Here is a 20,499-nt window from a genome sequence, read left to right as displayed (position 1 = left end):
AGGGAGACCCATGAGATGGGCGTTGAAGGCATCGGCGCACGCGTTGCGCGCAAGGAAGACAAGCGATTCATCACCGGCCGCGGCCGCTATGTCGACGACGTCAAGATCGTCGGCCTCACCCACGCGCATTTCATCCGCAGCCCCCATGCCCATGCCAAGGTCAAAGGCATCGATGCTTCCGCGGCGAAGGATATGCCGGGTGTGGTCGATGTGCTCACCGCACAGCAGTTGGTGGACGACAAGATCGGCAATCTGATCTGCGGCTGGGCGGTGTCCTCCAAGGACGGCACACCGATGAAGATGGGCGCATGGCCGGCGATGGCGCCGGACACAGTGCGCTTCGTCGGTCAGGCGGTCGCCGTGGTGATCGCCGAGACCAAGAATCAGGCGAAGGATGCGGCCGAGGCCGTGGTCGTGACTTATGAAGAACTCCCTGCCGTCAGCAGCATGACCGCAGCGCTCGCCTCGGGTGCACCGCAACTGCATCCGGAAGCTCCGGGCAATGTGGTCTATGACTGGGCGATCGGCGACGAGAAGCTGACCAACGACGCCTTCAGCAAGGCCGCCAATGTCATCTCGCTGGACCTGACCAATAACCGGCTGGTGCCGAATGCGATGGAGCCGCGCGCAGCCGTCGCGGAATATGACGACGCAGAAGAGCACTTCACGCTCCATACGACATCGCAGAATCCGCATGTAGCGCGGCTCGTCCTGTCGGCGTTCTACAATGTTGCGCAGGAACACAAGTTGCGCGTGATCGCCCCCGATGTCGGCGGCGGATTCGGGTCGAAGATCTTCATCTATCCCGAGGAAATGGTCGCACTCTGGGCCTCCAAGAAAGTGCGTCGCCCGGTGAAATGGACCGGTGACCGCACCGAAGCGTTTCTCACTGACGCCCATGGCCGCGATCACATCTCCCATGCCGAGATGGCGTTCGATGCCAACAACAAGATCCTGGGCCTGCGGGTGAAGACCCACGCCAATTTCGGCGCCTATATGTCGCTGTTCTCGTCCTCGGTGCCGACCTATCTCTACGCCACGCTGCTGTCGGGCCAGTACAATATCCCGACCATCTATGCCGAAGTGATGGGCGTCTATACCAACACCACACCGGTCGATGCCTATCGCGGCGCCGGACGCCCGGAAGCGAGCTATCTGGTGGAGCGGCTGATGGAGACATCGGCGCGGCAGTTGAGGGTCGATCCAGCCGAACTGCGCCGCCTCAACTTTGTGACCCAGTTTCCGCATCAGACGCCTGTGATCATGGCCTATGACATCGGCGACTTCGGCGCCTCGCTCGACGCAGCGCTGAAGGCGATCGATTATGCCGGCTTCCCGGCGCGGAAGGCCAAGGCGAAAGCCGCCGGCAAACTGCGCGGCCTCGGCTTCTCCTGCTACATCGAGGCCTGCGGTATCGCGCCGTCCAAGGCGGTCGGCTCGCTCGGCGCCGGCGTCGGCCTCTGGGAATCCGCGGAAGTTCGCGTCAACCCGGTCGGCACCATCGAAGTGCTGACGGGATCGCACAGCCACGGTCAGGGTCACGAGACGACCTTCGCGCAACTGGTCGCTGACAGGCTCGGTATCTCCGTCGATCAGGTGCAGATCGTGCATGGCGACACTGATAAAGTGCAGTTCGGCATGGGCACCTATGGCTCGCGCTCGGCGGCGGTCGGTATGTCCGCGATCTTCAAGGCGATGGAGAAGGTGGAAGCCAAGGCGAAGAAGATCGCCGCGCATCTGCTCGAGGCCTCCGAAGGCGACATCGTCATCGAGAATGGCGAGTTCAAGGTGGCCGGCACCGACAAGGCGATCGCGCTGCCGATGGTCGCGCTCGCCGCCTATACCGCACACAATCTGCCTGATGGCATGGAGCCCGGGCTGAAGGAAGGCGCGTTCTACGATCCCACCAACTTCACCTTCCCGGCCGGCGCCTATATCTGCGAGGTCGAGATCGATCCCGGCACCGGCAAGACTGACATTGTCGACTTCGTGGCCGTCGATGACTTCGGCCGGCTGATCAACCCGATGATCGTCGAAGGCCAGGTCCATGGCGGCCTCGCCCAGGGCATCGGGCAGGCGATGCTCGAAAGCGCTATCTATGACGACAACGGCCAGCCGGTGACGGCGTCGTTCATGGATTACGCCATGCCGCGCGCCGACGACGTGCCGTCGTTCCGGGTCTCACACACCACGACACTGTGCCCGGGCAATCCGCTCGGCGTGAAAGGCTGCGGCGAGGCCGGCGCGATCGGTTCGTCACCCGCGGTGATCAACGCCATTACGGACGCGCTCGGCCACAACAAGATCGAGATGCCGGCAACGCCCGGCCGTGTCTGGGAAGCGCTGCAATTGCAGCAGGCCGCGGAATAAGCGGAGTGTTTTCAAGCGAAGTGGAAGCCGGTTCGCGTCAAGAAAACACGACTAAAAGATAAGGAAGCAATACGATGTACGAGACCACTTATCACCGCCCCGCCAGCATCGACGAAGCAGCGGCCCTGTTCGCTAAACATCCCGAGGCCAAATATCTCGCCGGCGGCCACACGCTGATCCCCGTGATGAAGCAGCGGCTTGCAGCACCCTCGGATGTCATCGACCTCGCGAAGATCAAGGACTTGATCGGCATCGAGGCAACATCCGACGCGCTGATCATCAAGGCGGCGACGACCTATTACGACATCACGCGGAGCGCTGCGGCGAAGAAGGCAATTCCCGCCATCGTGCATCTGACGTCGGTGCTCGGCGACCCTGCCGTGCGCTATCGCGGCACCATCGGCGGCTCGATTGCCAATAACGATCCCGCCGCCGATTATCCCGCCGCCGTGCTGGCGCTGAATGCCACCATCAAGACCAACAAACGCGAGATCAAAGGCGACGATTTCTTCCAGGGCCTGTTCTCGACCGCGCTGGAAGAGGACGAGATCATCACTTCCGTGTCGTTCCCCATTCCGGCCAAGGCCGGCTACGCCAAGATGCGCCATCCGGCGTCGCGTTTCGCACTCACCGCGGTGTTCGTCGCCCAGACAAAGTCCGGCGAAGTCCGCGTCGCAGCCACCGGCGCATCGCAGAGCGGCGTGATGCGCGTGCCGGCGATCGAGGCTGCACTGAAAGCCAACTGGTCGGCAGGAGCGCTGGACGGCGTGAAGATCTCAGCGGATGGGTTGATGGGTGACATCCACGGCTCGGCGGAATATCGCGCCAATCTCATCAGGGTGATGGCACAGCGCGCGGTGGACGCGGCGGGCTGACATTCCATCAAACGGCAAAACCTACTGAAGCAAAATGCGCGCGAGAAATCGCGCGCATTTTTGTGCAGTGCCGCAGCATGGCCGCATGCAGGATTGCGGCCAAAAGCTTCTTGCCCTTGTCACCTCCAGCATAGACAGTTTCCGGCAAATCGGCCCGTCGCCATCGACGGCCTATATCAAGCATGGGAAACACAAGTGCAGGACACCACCATCGCGTCGTCGCGATCACAGACCAAAGCCACCGGCCCGCTCAAAGGCACACGCATCGTCGAGTTCGCGGGCATCGGCCCCGGTCCGTTCGCCTGCATGCTGCTGGCCGATATGGGCGCCGAGGTGATTACGCTGGTGCGGCCGAAGCAGATGCCGAAGGGCGCTGCGTCACGCGGCCGCAAGGTCATCGAGGTCGATCTCAAGGACAAGGCCGCCATTGCACAGGTGCTGTCGCTGCTGGATAGCGCCGATGCGTTGGTGGAAGGCTATCGGCCCGGCGTGATGGAACGCCTCGGCCTCGGGCCGGATGTCGTCCTCGGCCGCAACAGGAAGCTGGTCTATGGCCGCATGACCGGCTGGGGCCAGCATGGCCCGCTGGCGCAGGCCGCCGGCCATGACATCAATTACATCTCGATCACCGGGGCCCTCGCCGCGATCGGCGGCGCCGACAAGCCCGTGCCACCATTGAATCTCGTGGGCGATTTCGGCGGCGGCTCGATGTATCTCGTCATGGGCATGCTCGCCGCCATGCTGGAAGCCAGCCGCTCCGGCCAGGGGCAGGTGGTGGACGCCGCCATGTGCGACGGCGCGGCATCCTTGATCACCATGTTCTTCGACATGACCGCGGCCGGTCGCTGGAAGGAAAGTCGCGAGAGCAACATGCTCGATGGCGGCGCGCATTTCTACGGCGTCTACGAATGCAGCTGCGGCAACTTCATCTCGATCGGCTCCATCGAGCCGCAATTCTATGCCGAGCTGCGCGAACTCGCCGGGCTTTCGGAGGCTTGCTACGACAATCACATGGACTCGAAGAATTGGGCCGCGGTGAAGGACAAGCTCACCGCGGTGTTCAAGACCAAGAGCCGCGATGAATGGTCAAAAATCATGGAAGGCACCGATGTGTGCTTCGCACCGGTGCTGACCATGTCGGAAGCCACGAAACATCCGCATATGGTGGCACGCGAAGTCTTCATCCAGCACGAAGGCGCGACACAGCCGGCACCCGCACCGCGGTTCTCGCGCACGCCATCAGTAGCACGGCCGGCGGTGAAGGTGGAGCTGGGTGATGCGGTGAGGGAGTGGCAGGGCGCGTAGCGCCTGTTCTTATCCCTCCCCCGCGCTTGCGTGGGGAGGGTGGCCGGCCGAAGGCCGGTCGGGTGGGGGTGCCCCACGTGACGTCGGTGTGTGGGAAACACCCCACCCGTCTCGACCGCTTCGCGGTCGATCCACCCTCCCCACTGCGCAGCTGCGCTGCTTGGGGGAGGGAGAAGATTACGCCGCCGTCTTATCGCCGACGTGCAGCACACCGCGCCTGATCTGATCTTCTTCGATCGACTCGAACAGCGCCTTGAAGTTGCCCTCGCCGAATCCGTCATCGCCCTTGCGCTGGATGAATTCGAAGAAAATGGGTCCGATCGCATTGGCCGAGAAGATCTGCAGCAGCACCTTGGTCTCGCCGCCTTCGACCACGCCCTCGCCGTCGATCAGGATGCCGTTCTTCTGCAGGCGCGGCACGTCCTCGCCATGCTTCGGCAGCCGCGCATCGATCTTCTCGAAATAGGTCTGCGGCGGCGCCGGCATGAAGGGCAGGCCATCGGCGCGCAGCTTCTCGATGGTCGTGTAGATATCCGTCACACCGCAGGCGATGTGCTGGATGCCCTCGCCGTGATAGGTGTTGAGATATTCCTCGATCTGGCCGGCATCGCCGGCATCCTCGTTGATCGGAATCCGGATCTTGCCGTCAGGGCTGGTCAGCGCACGCGAGAACAGGCCGGAAGCGCGGCCTTCGATGTCGAAGAAGCGAATCTGACGGAAATTGAACAGTCTCTCGTAGAAGCCGGTCCAGACATCCATGCGGCCGCGATGGACGTTGTGGGTGAGGTGATCGAGATAGAACAGGCCGGCGCCCTCAGGACGCGGATTCTTGGCGCCCAGCCATGCGAATTCATGGTCATAGGCCGAGCCCTTGGCGCCATAGCGATCGACGAAGTACAATAGGCTGCCGCCGATGCCCTTGATGGCCGGCACGTCGACCGTCTTCTGCGCTGCGATCACATCCGCCGGCTCGGCACCGAGCAAGATCGCGCGGTCATAGGCCGCCTGCGCATCGACGACTCGGAACGCCATTGACGGCGCGCAGGGGCCGTGCGCGGCGACGAAATTGAAGCCGTGAGTTCCGGGCTCTTCGTTGACGAGATAGTTGATGTCCCCCTGACGATAGACCGTGATCTTCCTGGTCTTGTGCTTCGCGACGGGCACGTAGCCCATCAGCCTGAACAGCGCGTGGAGTTCTTCGGGCCTCGGATGCGCGTATTCGACGAATTCAAAGCCGTCGGTGCCCATCGGATTATGTGCCGAGATGGTGGCGGCCGGCGCGTCGTGCGGAAACGGACCCATGGTGATCTCCCGAAGCTGATTTGCATTATCGCTCGCCTGGAGTGTCGGTCGTTTGCGACGCAAGGTGCATGCAAATTCGGATGGAATATGCGATATTCATGCACGGTTCACGCATGAAAGAGGCTTTTGACGCATGATCCCGGTAGACGCCTTCGATCTCAAGATGCTGACCGCCCTGCAGGAAGATGGCCGGCTGACCAACCAGCAGCTCGCCGATACCGTCGGTCTGTCCGCCTCGCAATGCTCGCGGCGCCGGATGCGGCTCGAAGAGGAGAACGTGATCTCCGGCTATCACGCCGACCTGTCGTCGGATGCTCTCGGCTTCAACGTCATCGCCTTCATCCAGGTGCAACTGGCCACCCACTCGCCGGACAATGCCAAGAAGTTCCGCACGCTGGTGCAGCGGGTCGACGAGGTGCAGGAGGCTTACTCGCTAACCGGCGATGCCGACTACGTGCTCAAGGCCGTGCTGCGCGATCTCAAGGGACTGTCCGACCTCGTCAACAATGTGCTGATGCCGCATCAGAGCGTGGCGCATGTGCGCTCGTCGATCGTGCTCGACCGGTTGAAGGAAACATCGAAACTGCCGCTGAGGAGCTGACAGCTCTGCACAATCGACGTTCTCACCAGCATCGCGATCTGCGAAGATCGCGGCAATCAATTGGGAGGACAACATCGATGGCACTGGCGCTGCGGCCGAATTGCGAATATTGCGACAAGGACCTGCCGCCCGCGGCACGCGATGCATTCATCTGCACTTTTGAATGCACGTTCTGCGCGGACTGCGTGGAGAGCAAACTCTTCAATGTCTGCCCAAATTGCGGCGGGGGTTTTACGCCGCGACCGATCCGCCCCGCCACCGAATGGCGGCCCGGCCTGTCGGTCGCCAAGCGCCCGCCATCGGACAAACGCGTGCATCTATCAAAGAGTAGCGAGGACATCGCGGCGCACTCGGCGCGCATCAAGGACGTCCCGCCCTGGGAGCGATGACCTCGCGCACCTAGCGCTTATTCGGATCGAAGCGCTTCTCCAGACCCTTCCAGCAATCGGCGTAGTCGCTCTGCAACGTGGCGGTGGTTGCGGCATGTTCGGTGACGCGCTGCGGGTAGCGGGTCTCGAACATGAAGGCCATGGTGCCGGTGAGCTTCACGGGCTTCAACTCGCCATTGCTGGCGTGATCAAAAGCCTCGCGGTCTGGCCCATGCGGCAGCATCATGTTGTGCAGGCTGATGCCGCCCGGCGTGAAGCCCTGCGGCTTGGCGTCATAGACGCCGTAAATGAGCCCCATGAATTCCGACATGATGTTCATGTGATACCACGGCGGACGGAACGTGTTTTCCGCCACCGCCCAGCGCTCTGGGAAGATCACGAAATCGATATTCGCGGTGCCGGCGGTTTCCGATGGCGAGGTCAGCACCGTGAAGATCGACGGATCCGGATGATCGAAGCCGATGGCGCCCACCGGCGAGAAAGTCCGCAGGTCGTATTTATACGGCGCGTAGTTGCCGTGCCAGGCGACGACATCGATGGGCGAATGCGGCAGCGTGGTGACAAACAGCAAGCCGCCCCATTTCACATAGAGCTCGGTCGGCGTGTCCTTGTCCTCATAAGCGGCCACCGGCGTCAGGAAGTCACGCGCATTGGCGAGGCAATTGGCGCCGATCGGTCCGCGCTCGGGCAGCGTGAAGGCGCCGCCATAATTCTCGCAGAGATAGCCGCGCGCCGCGCCGCCCGTGAGTTCGACGCGGAACTTGACGCCGCGTGGGATCACCACGATCTCGCCTGGCTCAGCATCGATGCGGCCGAATTCGGTGACGAACAACAAGTTGCCCTGCTGCAGCACGAACATCATCTCGCCATCGGCATTGTAGAAATGCTGATCGACCATCGACTTCGTGATCAGATAGACATGCGCCGCCATGCCGGCCTGGGTGCTGGCGTCGCCGGCCGTGGTCATGGTCTGCACGCCCTGCAGGAAGGTCATATCCTCCTTCGGGATCGGCGCTGGATCCCAGCGCAATTGCGCGATCGGCAGATCGTTCTCGTGGCACGGCGCGGTGCGCCACAGCTTGCTATCTGCCTTCTCGAAGCGGCCCGAATGTTTCACCGATGGGCGGATGCGATACAGCCAGGACCGCTCATTGGTGCCGCGTGGCGCGGTGAAGGGCGAGCCCGAGAGCTGTTCGGCATAGAGCCCATAGGCCGCCCGCTGCGGCGAGTTGCGGCCGATGGGCAGCGCGCCGGGCAGCGCCTCCGTCTCGAATGAATTGCCAAAACCGGACATATAGCCCGGCGTGACATTGACGGTGTTGCGGCTGATCAGATCGGGATTGGCAGTGATGTTCATCTCATCCTCCTTTTCCTACCGTCATTGCGAGGAGCGCTTGCGACGAAGCAATCCAGTCTTCCTTTGTGCCTTCTGGATTGCTTCGCTTCGCTCGCAATGACGAATCTACTACGTTACCCTTGCAGCGCGGCCCACATTTCGCGGTCGCGCTTGTCGGTCCAGATCACGGGGTCGTCGATCCCCGAGGCTTCATCGAAGGCGCGGGATACATTGAACGGCAGGCAGTGCTCGTAAATCGCAAAGCTCGAAAACTTCTTGTCCATGACGTCGCGGGTCGCCGCCATGGTTTCCTTCAGGCTGCGACCCTTGGCGACTGACAGCTCCGCCGCGCCGTAGAGTGACATCACGAAATCACGCGTCATCGCGATCGCCTCGCGGGTCGTTTCCAGTCCCTTCAACGCATCACCGCGACCGGGCGCGATGGCCTTCGGATTGAACGCGCGAATCTCGTTGAGCGTCGACGGCCATTCGCGCAGCAGCGCATCGCCGCAGTAGCAGGCCGAATGATATTCGATGAGATCGCCAGAGAACATCACCTCGGCATCCGGCACCCAGGCAACGATATCGCCCGACGTATGACCGGCGCCGAGCTGCATCAGGCGCACCTCGCGCTTGCCGAGGAAGATCGACATCTCGCCCTCGAAGGTCAGTGTCGGCCAGGTCAGGCCGGGAATGCTCTCGGCATCCTGGAACAGGCGCGGGAAGCGGCCGAATTCGGAATCCCAGTCCTGCTGGCCGCGCTCCTCCACCAGCCGATAGGTTTCCTGCGACGCGACGACGCCCTGCGCCTTGTAGGCGGACGCGCCGAGCACACGCACCGCATGATAATGCGACAGCACGACATATTTGATCGGCTTTTCGGTGACGGTTCGCACCCGCTCGATCACCTTGTTGGCCATCGCCGGCGTCGCCTGCGCGTCGAACACGATGCAACCGTCATCGCCGACGATGACAGCCGAGTTCGGATCGCCCTCGGCCGTAAAGGCATAGAGATCGGTGCCGATCTCCGAGAAGGTGACCTTCTTCTCGGTCATGTCGGTGGTGGATGCGAAACCCTTGGTCATCTCTCTATTCCTTTGATCTTTACGTCAGTCAGTTCATGTGGCGACAGGCAGCCGCCGCTTCGCCAGCGCAATCGCATCGCCGAGCACGCCGGCATCGCCGATATGATTGGCGAGGATCAGCACCAGCGCCGTATCGAGCGCCGCGCTTTGATCGTCGGTCAATCCGCGATGCGCCTCGACAATCGCACGATAGGCGTCGTCGGGACTGGCGAAATTGGACGTCGTCGATAGTGCCGTCATGACGGCCTCCCGGAGGCACGCGCGACCGCGGCCTTGATCGCCTGCGGCGTCGGATGCCGGAAACGCGCGGCGACATAACCATCGGGGCGCAGCAGATAGGCAACACCCGGGTCGGCGCCATAACGCGCCTTGAACAGCCCGGTCTCGTCGCGCAGCGCCGCATCATCGCCGACGACCAGACGCGCCACGCCCTCGGGCAGTTCGATCGCCTGACCATCCGACTGCAGCACGGTGAAGCCGCGGCCGGCTCCGGCGAAACATTCTGAGAGAAACACATGCGCGCCGTCATCAGTCGCGAGCGGCGCGTCCGGCATATGCGCGCCCGGTTGCAGACCGACAGACCAGTCGTCGCTATCGGCGGTCGACAGCGGCGTCTGATAGACCGACGGCACGGACAGCCGGCCGCCATTGATCATCCGCTTGGCGAAATCGGCCTCCCGGGCAAGTGACAACACGGCTTGCCGCATGCGCTGCTCCTGCTTCGAATGCGGGGCGATGAAATCCGTCGCATGGGTCGAGGCACGGATATTCTCGTCCGCGGCCGGACCCCGCTCGGCGTCATAGCTCGCCAGCAGCGACGCCGGCGCATTGCCGGCCAGCACCAGTGCGAGCTTCCAGGCGATATTCTCGGCGTCTTCGAGGCCGGAATTGGCGCCCCGCGCGCCGAAAGGCGACACCTGATGCGCAGCGTCACCGGCAAAGATCACGCGCTCATGCAGGAAGCGCTGCATGCGGCGGCACTGGAACTTGTAGACCGAGATCCACTCGAAATCGAAATCGTCGTGGCCGAGCATACGCGCGATGCGCGGACGCACTTTCTCCGGCCGCCGCTCCTCGGCGGGGTCTGCATCTGGCCCGAGCTGCAGATCGATACGCCAGACATCGTCGGGCTGACGATGCAGCAGTGCGGACTGGCCCGAATGGAACGGCGGATCGAACCAGAACCAACGCTCGGTCGGAAATTCCGCGGTCATCTTGACGTCAGCGATCAGGAACTGATCCTCGAACACCTCGCCCGAAAAATCCGCGCCGACCATGCCGCGCAGCCCTGACCGCGCGCCATCGCAGGCGACGACGTAATCCGCGCGTAGCGTGTAAGGCCCGTCGGGCGTCTCGACGGTGAGTTCGGCGTGATCGTTGTGCTGAGCCAGCGCGATAACCTTGTTGCGCCAGCGCAGATCGATCTCCGGCAACTGGTGCACGCGATCGACCAGAAAGGACTCGGCGTAATATTGCTGCAGGTTGATGAAGGCCGGCATCTTGTGGCCGGTCTCGGGCAGCAGATCGAACTGGTAGAGCATGTCCGGTCCGAGAAAGATCTTGCCGACCTTCCACACCACGCCCTTGTCGATCATGCGATCGGCGGCACCGAGACGGTCCCAATATTCGAGCGAGCGTTTGGAGAAACAGATGGCGCGCGAGCCGTCGCCGATGCGATCGGCGTCGTCGAGCAGCACCACGCGCTGGCCCCGCTGCGCCAGATCGATGGCCAGTGACAGGCCGACAGGGCCAGCACCAACAATCACCACGGGATGATGCGCCGCAGCGGCGGCTGACCGCACCTGATCGGCATGGCGGCGATAGGCAAACTGGCGGACATGCTGCGCCATGGCTCAGCCCCTGCCCTGCAACCGGATGCATTTTCGGATCAACGCTGGTCTGGCCAACGGATCGCACTCCCTCTAAGATAGTCTCATTTGCAACCATCTAAACGCCGGACCCGTGGCGGCGTCAACAGCAGAATTGGTGGCTCCGTGGCAAAATTCGACCTGTTTCAGTTCGTTCCGTTCCGGCTCAACCGGCTGGCGGCGGAGGTCAGCGCCGCACTGTCCGATGAATATCAGGTGCGCTACGGGCTCGACATTCCGGAATGGCGCGTCATTGCCACGCTGGGCTTTCGCGACGATGCCTGCAGCGCGCAGTTCATTTCGCAATGCACACGCACCCACAAATCCACCATCAGCCGGGCGGTGACGGCCCTGCTGGACCGCGAACTCATCGAACGGGTCGAAAACGAAGACGACCGCCGCGCCTTCGAACTGCGTCTCTCCGCGAAAGGCACAGCGCTCTATGAAGAACTGATCCCGCGCCTGCTCAGCAAAGAGCGCGACATCCTGTCATGCCTGACGGCGCAGGAGCGCAAGGACTTCGCCGCTGCACTCGGCAAGATCGAGCGTAGCCTCGACCTCGTGCAGACGCGGCATGGGCAAAAGGCCGGCGCCTACTAAGGCGCGCGTTCTTCCCTCGCCCCGCTTGCGGGGAGAGGGTGGCGCGGCAGGCGAAGCCTGTCGCGACGGGTGAGGGGGAGCCAGTGCTTCACTCGTTGGCTCCCCCTCACCCGTTTTCCACATGCTTCGCATGCGGAAAACGACCTCTCCCCGCAAGCGGGGAGAGGTCAGAAGCTAACCTGTTACGAAAGAGCGCGACGGCATCTCGTGCAGCGCATAGGCATCGGCCTTGCTGCCCTCGACGCGCGGATAGAGCTCACGTACCAGCGGATCATGGCCGGGAATGATGCGATCGGGGTGGCCGGCAAGGCGCTCGCAGGTGGTCCAGCCGTCGCACATGTCACCGATATTGTAGACAATCGGAAACGGGCTGCGGCGCTGCATATTGCCGTAATAATGCGAGGCATCCGATGCCAGCACAACGGGGCCCCGCGCGGTCTGCACGCGCACGATCTGCAAACCATCGGAATGGCCACCAACGCGGTGCAGCGTGACGCCCGGAGCAACCTCGCCATCGCCATTGTGGAACGTGACGCGCTCATTGAACACGTGTCGCACCATCAGCGTGACGTCTTCCGCCGAGAACGGATGCCGCAGCAGCCCGTTGCACATGCAGCGGCCCGTCGCGTAGCTCATCTCGCGGTCCTGCAGATGGAACCTGGCATTGGGGAGGCGATCGAGATTGCCGGCATGATCGTAATGCAGATGCGTGACAATGACGTCGCGGATGTCCGCCGCGCGAGCGCCGAAATCGGCCAGCGCGTCGATGGGATTGATCGTGAGCTTGCGGCTGCGCTCCTTCGAGGCGGCTTCGTTGAAGCCGGTATCGACAAGAATGTCGCGGCCACCGCCGCGGATCAGCCAGACGAAATAATCTAGATCGGCCGCTGCGGTCTCATGGGGATCGGGTGCGAGATAATTCATCTGCGGCGTCCGCGGCGTCATCGTGGCATAGCGGATCGCATAGATTTCGTAAGTCACGCTCATTCGTCCCGTCCCATTCCCGATCGTTGTTATGCGCAACAAGCCATTGCTGCCGGGAAAGGTCAAACCGTTCCAGCCACCGGAATGACCGGGAACCAGGACTGTACGACAACGCCAGACGCGTGGTGAATTGATGCGATAGCTGGCGCCCACACAGCACGTTGACAGCCGCGATCACGCCGGTTTGATAATGCGAATGGCGTGGATTAGTGTCGCTTGCGGCGCAAGCCGCAGCTTGGACAGCGCCCTCAAGTGTGGACCGGTTTCATTATGAAAATGCGCATTGCTCTGATCGCTCTCCTGACGTTTGCCGCCACGCCCATCTGGCAGACCTCCGCCGCGGAAGATCGGACCCACCGGATCGCACTGGTGATCGGCAATGCGAAATATCCGGACGCCGAAGCTCCGCTCAAGGAGCCTATCAACGACGCCCGCGACGTCGCTGCCGAATTGAAGCGTGACGGATTTGAGGTCGATACCGGGGAAAATCTCGGCGGCGACGGCATGCGCCGGGCGCTCGACAAATTCTACGGCAAGGTGAAGCCCGGCTCGGTCGCCCTGGTGTTCTTCAGCGGCTTCGGCATCCAGTCCGCGCGGCAGAGTTACATGATCCCGGTCGATGCCCAGATCTGGACCGAGCCCGACGTGCGCCGCGACGGCTTCAGCCTTGAGACCGTGCTGGGCGAGATCAACGGCCGCGGCGCCGGCGTCAAGATCGCGCTTTTGGACGCATCTCGTCGCAATCCGTTCGAACGCCGGTTCCGCAGCTTCTCCGCCGGACTCGCTCCGGTGATCGCACCGAGCGGCACGCTGGTGATGTATTCGGCGGCACTCAGCTCCGTGGTCAGCGATGGCGGCGGCGATCACGGGTTGTTCGTCAGTGAGCTACTCAAGGAAATCCGGGTTCCCGATCTCACCGCCGAGCAGACGCTGAACCGAACCCGTGTCAACGTCACCCGCGCGTCGCGCAGCGAGCAGGTGCCGTGGATTTCCTCGTCGCTGGCGGAGGATTTCTCTTTCATAGCGGGAACGCGCCCGGCATCGGCCGCTGTGGCGGAAGCCAAACCGGCCGATCCAGCGCCGACCGCGACACCGCGCCCCTCTGCTGTGGCCAAGCCGGAAGTCGTCGCCGCACCTGTCGCCCCAGCGCCTGCTGCACCCACGCCGGCCGCTCCAGCAGCAGCGCCTGCGCCGGCCGCGGCACCGACTCCTGCCCCCGCCGCTGAAGCGCCCCGTGACGAAAACAAGATCCTGCTGGCACTGGCAGAGGATCCGACCGTCAAATCGCTAAATGTCAAGCTGACCGATAATCCGGAAGACGCCGGCGCGCTGTATCGCCGTGGCCAGGTCTATGCCAGCAAAGGCGCCTATTCCGCTGCGATCAAGGATTTCGACGCCACGATCAAACTGAATCCCAAGGATGTCGAGGCCTACAACAACCGTTGCTGGGCGCGCACCGTGACCGGTGACCTCGCCGCCGCGCTCAAGGACTGCAATGAAGCGCTGCGCCTGCGCCCGAATTTTGTCGATGCGCTGGACAGCCGCGGCCTGGTCAACCTCAAGAACGGCCAGAGCAAGAACGCGATTGCGGATTTCGACGCTGCGCTGAAGATCAATCCGCAGCTGACCTCATCGCTCTATGGCCGCGGCCTCGCCAAACATCGCCTTGGCCAGACGGCTGAAGGCGATCTCGACATCACCAATGCCAAGGCCATGGACCCGGACATCGTCAAGGAATTTGCCAGCTACGGCGTTCGATAGAACGGCGTCCGATAGGACAGCGCGCGATAGCACGCCAGCCGATGATCCCCAGAGGTCACCAGGATTTCGCAGGAAAGTCGCAAGAAAATCGTAGGAAAGTCGCAAGCCCGGTTTGAACCTGCGGCGCGCGAGCGGACACTATTGATGGCAAGCCGGAAGCCATCCTGAAGCGATCCGGCACCAGATTTTGCTGGATTTGATTCAAGCGCGTTTCGCGCGACTAGATGAAGGATGCACCCATGCCGAACACATCCGCACGCCCCGGCTTCAAGGCACTTCGCACGATCGCCATGATCAGCGTCGCCCTGTCGCTGACCGCAGGCATCGCCGCAGCGGCTGAGGAAGTGACCTCCGACCAGATCCTGCGCGCGCTGGCACCAAAGAAGCCGCTGACCCGCGGTCTGTCGATGACGCCGCCGGCCGAGCCGGCCGTCAATGCCGCCGAAGGCAAGTTCGTCGATTCCCTTCGCAATCGCAGCACGCGGTCGCTGTCGATCGGCGAGCGCGAGCAGATCGCCGCCGTCGCCCAGACCAAGCCGGCCATCGATCTGGAAATTACCTTCGACTACAATTCGGCGAATATCAGCAAGAAGTCGCTGTCCTCGGTGCAGGCCCTCGGCAAGGCGCTGAGCAGCGAAGACCTCAAGGGCGCGACCTTCGTGGTCGCCGGCCATACCGACGCGGTCGGCGGCGAAGAATATAACCAGGACCTGTCCGAGCGCCGCGCCGACGCCATCAAGCGCTATCTGACGGACAAATACGGCATCGCCGGCGCCGACCTCGTCACCGTCGGCTATGGCAAGGGCAAGCCGAAGGCCGGCGTTGCGCCGACCGATCCGTCGAACCGCCGCGTTCAGGTGGTGAATATGGCGAACAAGACCACCGCATCCCAATAGGCTCGGTGGTACCTCTGAGCTTGCTGCGGATTGCCGCACCACAGCGTTCCGCGCCACGCGGGACGCTGTTTGCTGTGGTGATCGCGGATATCCTGTATAGATTGCCCCGACCTGCCGCCGCACCGATCGAATGCCCCTGGTGCTCCGTAATACCAAGTGGATCGATCTCGCAATGAAGGCTTTTGCCTGCTTCTCCCCCTCTCTCGCATGTCTGTCGCTGGCGGCCACGATGGTCGCAACCACCTCTATCGGCTTCGCCGCTGAACCCGCACCCGCCGGCTCCGCTTCGCCGAATGGCGCCATGGTGATCGTCGCCAAGGCCACCAATGCCTGCTTCTCGGATCTCGTGCGGGTCACTGGCTTCGTGGTTCCGCGCCGCGAGGCCGTTGTCGGCGTGGATACCGAAGGTTCGAAGGTTTCCGAAGTGCTGGTCCGCGAAGGCGACACCGTCACCGAGAACCAGGAACTGGCCCGGCTGATACCGCCGCCGACAGCAGGCAATGCACGCCCGAATCCTGTGACGCTGCGCGCCCCCGCGGCAGGTCTGATTACCTCCGTGAACACCATCGTCGGCGCACCGGCCTCGCCGCAGGCCGGGCCGATGTTCAGGATCGCCATCAACAACGAACTCGAGCTCGATGCAGAAGTGCCGAGCATCCATATCCTCAAACTCAACCCCGGCGTCACGGCGCGGATCAGCCGCGACGATCAGCCCGATATTTTCGGCAAGGTGCGGCTGGTGTCGCCACAGATCGACCGCGTGACACAGCTCGGCCATGTCCGGCTGTCGCTGGCCAGCAATCCGTCGCTCAAGGTCGGTGTCTTCGCCCGCGCCAGCATCGACGCCAAGCGCAGCTGCGGCGTCGCGATCCCGCGCTCGGCGATCGAACACTTCATGGTGCAGCTCGTGAAGGGCAACACCATCGAGACCCGACGGGTAAAAGTCGGGCTGGTGTCCGATACGTCGACAGAAATTCTTGAAGGCGTCGAGGTGGGCGACATCGTCGTCGCCGATGCCGGCACATCACTTCATGACGGCGACAAGGTCCAGACCATGTTCGCCGATGACCTCGATCGATCGCGGGTGCGTTAATGGCAATGAATATCTCGGCATGGTCGATCCGCCATCCGCTTCCGTCCATCGTCTTCTCGATCATTCTTCTGGTACTCGGCTGGATCAGCTTCACCAAGCTGGCGATCACGCGGCTACCGAGCGCAGACATTCCGGTGATCTCGGTCGCCGTCTCGCAATTCGGCGCGGCCCCCGCGGAACTTGAAGCGCAGGTCACCAAGACCATCGAAGACGGCGTCTCCGGCGTCGAAGGCGTGCGCCACATCTCGTCGTCGATCACTGACGGCCTGTCGGTCACGACGGTGCAATTCGCGCTGGAAACCAATACCGACCGCGCGCTGAACGACGTCAAGGACGCCGTGACGCGCGTGCGCGCCAATCTCCCCCAGAATGTCAATGAACCACTGATCCAGCGCGTCGACGTCATCGGCCTGCCGATCGTGACCTATGCGGCGATATCGCCGGGCAAGACGCCGGAGCAGCTGTCGTGGTTCGTCGACGACGTGGTCAAGCGCGCGTTGCAGGGCGTGCGCAACGTCGCCCAAGTCGAGCGCATCGGCGGCGTCGAGCGCGAAATCCTCGTCTCGCTTGATCCTGATCGCTTGCAGGCCGCAGGCCTTACCGCCGTCGATGTCTCCAGACGTCTGCGCGGCACCAATGTGGACCTCGCCGGCGGCCGCGCCGAAATCGGCAAGAACGATCAGGCGATCCGGACACTGGCCGGCGCCAAGACGCTGAATGAACTCGCCGGCACCATGATCAGCCTGCCCTCCGGCGGCGAAGTGCGGCTCGAAGATCTCGGGACGGTCACCGACACCATCGCCGACCGCCGTACCTTTGCGCGCTTCAACGGCGAACCGGTGGTGGCGCTGGGCATCAAGCGATCCAAGGGCGCCAGCGACGTGGTGGTCGCGGCGGCCGTGCAGAAGCGCATCGATGCGCTGAAGGCGTCCTATCCCGACGTCGATCTGAAACTGATCGATACGTCGGTCGACTTCACCAAGGGCAATTACGAAGCCGCGATCTCGACCCTATTCGAGGGCGCGGCGCTTGCCGTCATCGTGGTGTTCTTCTTCCTGCGCGATCTGCGGGCCACGGTTATTGCGGCGATCTCGCTGCCGCTGTCGATCTTCCCCGCCTTCTGGGCGATGGACCTGCTCGGCTTCTCGCTCAACCTCGTGAGCTTCCTCGCCATCACGCTGTCGACAGGCATTCTCGTCGACGACGCCATCGTCGAGATCGAAAACATCGTGCGGCATATGCGGATGGGCAAGTCGCCTTATCGCGCCGCGCTGGAAGCGGCCGACGAAATCGGCCTCGCCGTGATCGCCATCAGCCTGACCATTATCGCGATCTTTGCGCCGGCGAGCTTCATGTCGGGCATCGCCGGACAATTCTTCAAGCAGTTCGGCATCACCGTCTCGGTGCAGGTATTCTTTTCACTATTGGCAGCGCGCTTTGTCACGCCTGTGCTGGCAGCCTACTTCCTCAAGGATCACAAGCACGACGATCCACCGCCGGGACGCCTGCTGCAAGCCTATAACAAGCTCGTGACCCTGTCGGTGAAGCGCTACTACGTGACGGTTCTGTTCGGTCTCGCCGTCTTCGCACTGTCGATCTGGAGCATCCAGCTGCTGCCGCAGGGCTTCCTGCCGGCCCAGGACACGGCGCGTTCGCTCATGGCGATGGAATTGCCGCCAGGATCGCAGCTCGCTTACACCGAGAAAGTCACAGAAGACATCGTCGCACGGCTCCGCAAGCGACCTGAAGTGAAGAGCGTGTTCGTCGATGGCGGTCACGTCCCGCCTGGCACCTACGAAGTGCGGCGCGCAGCTCTGATCATCAACTACACCCCAAAGAGCGAACGCGACAGCGCACATACACAGCGCCTGCTCGAACTCGATATCAGCAAGGAACTCGAAAGCGTTCCGGATATTCGCTACTGGTTCCTCGACGAAAACGGGCTGCGCGCCATCTCGCTGGTGGTGACCGGCACCGACAGCAATATCGTTGCCAATGTCGCCAGCGAACTGGCGACGCAGATGAAGCGCATTCCGCTGATCTCCAATGTGATCTCGGAAACCTCGCTGGATCGTCCTGAGCTGCGCGTGCAGCCACGCGCCGATCTGGCGGCACGGCTCGGCGTCTCCACCGAGAGCCTGTCGGAAACCATCCGCGTCGCCACCATCGGCGACGTCGGTCCCGCTCTGGCGAAATTCGATGCCGGCGATCGCCTGGTGCCGATCCGCGTGCAGCTCGAAGACACGGCACGCGCAGACTTCCAGATTCTCGAGCAATTGCGGGTACCACTTGGTGGCGGCCGCGGCGGTGTGCCGCTCTCCGTCGTTGCCGACATCAAGCTCGATCAGGGACCGACCAGCATCAACCGCTACGACAGGGAACGTCAGGCCACCGTGGCCGCGGATCTCGTGGGCACCGCCGCACTCGGCGATGCCCTGAAGAAAATCTACGAACTGCCGGTCATGAAGAGCCTGCCGAAGAATGTCAGCGTCAAGCAGTCCGGCGACGCCGAAAGCCTGAACGAACTCGCTGATGGTTTCGCCACCGCAATCTCGGCGGGCCTGATGATGGTCTATGCCGTGCTGGTGCTGCTGTTCGGCACGTTCCTGCAACCGATCACCATCCTGTTCTCGCTGCCGCTCTCGATCGGCGGCGCGATCCTGGCGCTGCTCCTGACAGGCAAGCAACTGACGACGCCTGTCTGGATCGGCATCCTGATGCTGATGGGCATCGTCACCAAGAACGCCATCATGCTGGTGGAATTTGCAGTGGAAGCCATTCGCGAAGGCAAGCCGCGAGAGATCGCGATCATCGACGCCGGCATGAAGCGCGCGCGGCCGATCGTGATGACCACCGTTGCCATGGTCGCTGGCATGATGCCGTCCGCGCTGGCCTTCGGCGCCGGCGGCGAGTTCCGCTCGCCGATGGCGCTTGCTATCATTGGCGGGCTGATCTTCTCGACGGCGCTGTCGCTGCTGTTCGTGCCGGCGATGTTCATGATGATGGACGATGTCGGACAATTGGCATGGCGCTTCGGGCGCAAGCTGCTGGTGTCGAGCGGCGAGGAAGACCCGCAAAACGGTCAACCACCCGCCGTCCCGCACAAATAGGCAAATGCAATGACCCTGTCCGTCGCATCTTCCAAGCGAACCACCACATGGGCCAGATTGCTGGTCGCGCTGTCGCTATGCGTGTTCACCCAGCCGGCTCTGGCCGCCGACGATCCTGCTGATGCCCCGAAGGGTGCAGCAGTGACCGTGCTGACCGCCGCGAAGTCCTGCTTCTCCGCGACCGTCGAAGTCTCCGGCATCCTGATCCCGCGCGAGGAAGTCTCGATCCGTCCCGATCGTCCGGGCCTCAAGGTCGCAGAGGTCATGGTCGATGCCGGTGAGAACGTCACTGCGGGCCAGATCCTCGCACGCCTGACGCCACCGGAAGGCGGATCGCTTCAAGTTCAGGCCACGGTCGCAGGATTGGTCAGCGCCTCGTCCGCCGTGGTCGGATCACTCGCATCGGCCAAGGGCGAGGCTCTTTTCAGCATCATCGCGCGGAGCGAGTTCGAATTCATCGGCCAGGTACCGACGCGCGACCTGCCGAAGCTGAAAGTCGATCAGCCGGTCAAGGTCAAGGTGATCGGCGCTGGAGAGCTGGACGGTAAAGTGAAACGCGTCGCCTCCACCGTGGAGCCCAACAGCCAGCTCGGCCAGGTCGTGGTCTCGATCACCTCGGCCCGGCGGCTGATGAGCAATTCCTACGCGCGTGCCATCATCAAGACTGGCGAAAGCTGCGGCGTCGCAGTGCCACTGACCGCCGTTCTCTATAGTGCCGGCGGGACCGTCGTGCAGGTGGTCCGGCGGCAGCGCATCGAGACGCGGCGCGTCGAGATCGGGCTGATGTCAGGCGGACGCGTGGAGGTACGCGAAGGTTTGAGCGATGGCGATGTGATTGTCGCGCGGGCGGGCGCCTTGTTACGCGAAGGCGATCCGGTTCGTCCGGTGATGGCCAGCGCAGACGCTCACAAGTAAACGCGAAGG

General features: G+C 62.8%; 18 protein-coding genes. 11 read left to right on the top strand and 7 right to left on the bottom strand.

What is annotated here, in order from left to right; genetic code table 11:
• The first annotated feature begins 15 nt into the window (after window positions 1-15).
• Window positions 16-2,370, top strand: coding sequence for a xanthine dehydrogenase family protein molybdopterin-binding subunit (locus tag AB7828_RS23050; RefSeq protein WP_441231252.1), 2,355 nt, complete (start codon window positions 16-18; stop codon window positions 2,368-2,370).
• A 74-nt stretch (window positions 2,371-2,444) separates the two neighbouring features.
• Window positions 2,445-3,245: an FAD binding domain-containing protein gene (locus tag AB7828_RS23045; RefSeq protein WP_441231251.1), complete on the top strand. Its 801-nt coding sequence runs from the start codon at window positions 2,445-2,447 to the stop codon at window positions 3,243-3,245.
• Window positions 3,246-3,252: 7 nt separating this feature from the next.
• Here the strand turns inward: AB7828_RS23045 and AB7828_RS23040 are convergent, their stop codons facing one another.
• Window positions 3,253-3,429, bottom strand: a complete 177-nt coding sequence (locus tag AB7828_RS23040) for a hypothetical protein (protein WP_441231250.1) — start codon at window positions 3,427-3,429, stop codon at window positions 3,253-3,255.
• An 11-nt stretch (window positions 3,430-3,440) separates the two neighbouring features.
• Here AB7828_RS23040 and AB7828_RS23035 point away from each other — a divergent pair, with 11 nt between their 5' ends.
• Entirely contained in the window at window positions 3,441-4,550 is a 1,110-nt protein-coding gene (locus tag AB7828_RS23035) for a CaiB/BaiF CoA transferase family protein (protein ID WP_441231249.1), read from the top strand.
• A gap of 177 nt (window positions 4,551-4,727) precedes the next feature.
• Here the strand turns inward: AB7828_RS23035 and hppD are convergent, their stop codons facing one another.
• Window positions 4,728-5,852 carry a 4-hydroxyphenylpyruvate dioxygenase gene (gene hppD, locus AB7828_RS23030; protein WP_441231248.1) on the bottom strand — a complete coding sequence of 375 codons (1,125 nt, stop codon included), beginning with the start codon at window positions 5,850-5,852 and terminating at the stop codon, window positions 4,728-4,730.
• A 133-nt stretch (window positions 5,853-5,985) separates the two neighbouring features.
• Between hppD and AB7828_RS23025 the strand changes: the two genes are divergently transcribed.
• Together AB7828_RS23025 and AB7828_RS23020 are read left to right on the top strand one after the other, a co-directional pair.
• Entirely contained in the window at window positions 5,986-6,453 is a 468-nt protein-coding gene (locus AB7828_RS23025; protein ID WP_441231247.1) for an Lrp/AsnC family transcriptional regulator, read from the top strand.
• 77 nt (window positions 6,454-6,530) lie between these two features.
• On the top strand, window positions 6,531-6,842 hold the full coding sequence (locus AB7828_RS23020) for a DUF1272 domain-containing protein (RefSeq protein WP_441231246.1): 312 nt from the start codon (window positions 6,531-6,533) through the stop codon (window positions 6,840-6,842).
• A gap of 10 nt (window positions 6,843-6,852) precedes the next feature.
• Here the strand turns inward: AB7828_RS23020 and hmgA are convergent, their stop codons facing one another.
• The 4 genes from hmgA to AB7828_RS23000 form a co-directional block, all read right to left on the bottom strand.
• Complete coding sequence (hmgA, locus tag AB7828_RS23015; protein WP_441231245.1) at window positions 6,853-8,199, bottom strand: homogentisate 1,2-dioxygenase; 1,347 nt, start codon at window positions 8,197-8,199, stop codon at window positions 6,853-6,855.
• 113 nt (window positions 8,200-8,312) lie between these two features.
• Window positions 8,313-9,263, bottom strand: coding sequence for an MBL fold metallo-hydrolase (locus AB7828_RS23010; RefSeq protein ID WP_441231244.1), 951 nt, complete (start codon window positions 9,261-9,263; stop codon window positions 8,313-8,315).
• Window positions 9,264-9,296: 33 nt separating this feature from the next.
• Entirely contained in the window at window positions 9,297-9,503 is a 207-nt protein-coding gene (locus AB7828_RS23005) for a DUF2783 domain-containing protein (RefSeq protein WP_441231243.1), read from the bottom strand.
• Window positions 9,500-11,113 carry an FAD-dependent oxidoreductase gene (locus AB7828_RS23000; RefSeq protein ID WP_441231242.1) on the bottom strand — a complete coding sequence of 538 codons (1,614 nt, stop codon included), beginning with the start codon at window positions 11,111-11,113 and terminating at the stop codon, window positions 9,500-9,502. Before AB7828_RS23000 ends, AB7828_RS23005 begins: the two co-directional genes overlap by 4 nt.
• 144 nt (window positions 11,114-11,257) lie before the next feature.
• On the opposite strand from AB7828_RS23000, the gene AB7828_RS22995 reads away from it, so the two are divergent.
• On the top strand, window positions 11,258-11,731 hold the full coding sequence (locus tag AB7828_RS22995; protein ID WP_089266730.1) for a MarR family winged helix-turn-helix transcriptional regulator: 474 nt from the start codon (window positions 11,258-11,260) through the stop codon (window positions 11,729-11,731).
• A gap of 174 nt (window positions 11,732-11,905) precedes the next feature.
• Here the strand turns inward: AB7828_RS22995 and AB7828_RS22990 are convergent, their stop codons facing one another.
• A complete protein-coding gene (locus AB7828_RS22990; RefSeq protein WP_441231241.1) occupies window positions 11,906-12,718 on the bottom strand; it encodes an N-acyl homoserine lactonase family protein in 813 nt (270 codons plus the stop codon).
• Window positions 12,719-12,985: 267 nt separating this feature from the next.
• Here AB7828_RS22990 and AB7828_RS22985 point away from each other — a divergent pair, with 267 nt between their 5' ends.
• The 5 genes from AB7828_RS22985 to AB7828_RS22965 all read left to right on the top strand — a co-directional run bounded on the left by AB7828_RS22985 (window position 12,986) and on the right by AB7828_RS22965 (window position 20,490).
• Entirely contained in the window at window positions 12,986-14,476 is a 1,491-nt protein-coding gene (locus AB7828_RS22985; protein WP_184512907.1) for a caspase family protein, read from the top strand.
• Window positions 14,477-14,715: 239 nt separating this feature from the next.
• Window positions 14,716-15,372 (top strand): OmpA family protein, encoded by a 657-nt coding sequence (locus tag AB7828_RS22980; RefSeq protein WP_068737975.1) that lies wholly within the window; start codon window positions 14,716-14,718, stop codon window positions 15,370-15,372.
• Between the two features lie 229 nt (window positions 15,373-15,601).
• A complete protein-coding gene (locus tag AB7828_RS22975) occupies window positions 15,602-16,465 on the top strand; it encodes an efflux RND transporter periplasmic adaptor subunit (RefSeq protein WP_439080021.1) in 864 nt (287 codons plus the stop codon).
• Complete coding sequence (locus AB7828_RS22970; protein ID WP_441231240.1) at window positions 16,465-19,575, top strand: efflux RND transporter permease subunit; 3,111 nt, start codon at window positions 16,465-16,467, stop codon at window positions 19,573-19,575. Before AB7828_RS22975 ends, AB7828_RS22970 begins: the two co-directional genes overlap by 1 nt.
• A 9-nt stretch (window positions 19,576-19,584) precedes the next feature.
• Window positions 19,585-20,490, top strand: coding sequence for an efflux RND transporter periplasmic adaptor subunit (locus AB7828_RS22965; protein ID WP_441231239.1), 906 nt, complete (start codon window positions 19,585-19,587; stop codon window positions 20,488-20,490).
• The last annotated feature ends 9 nt before the right edge of the window (window positions 20,491-20,499 follow it).

The organism is Tardiphaga sp. 215_C5_N2_1 (assembly GCF_052076055.1).
GTDB classification, from domain to species: Bacteria; Pseudomonadota; Alphaproteobacteria; order Rhizobiales; family Xanthobacteraceae; genus Tardiphaga; species Tardiphaga robiniae.
Note: the sequence above shows the minus strand (reverse complement) of the source record. Positions and strands in the feature narration are given on the sequence as shown.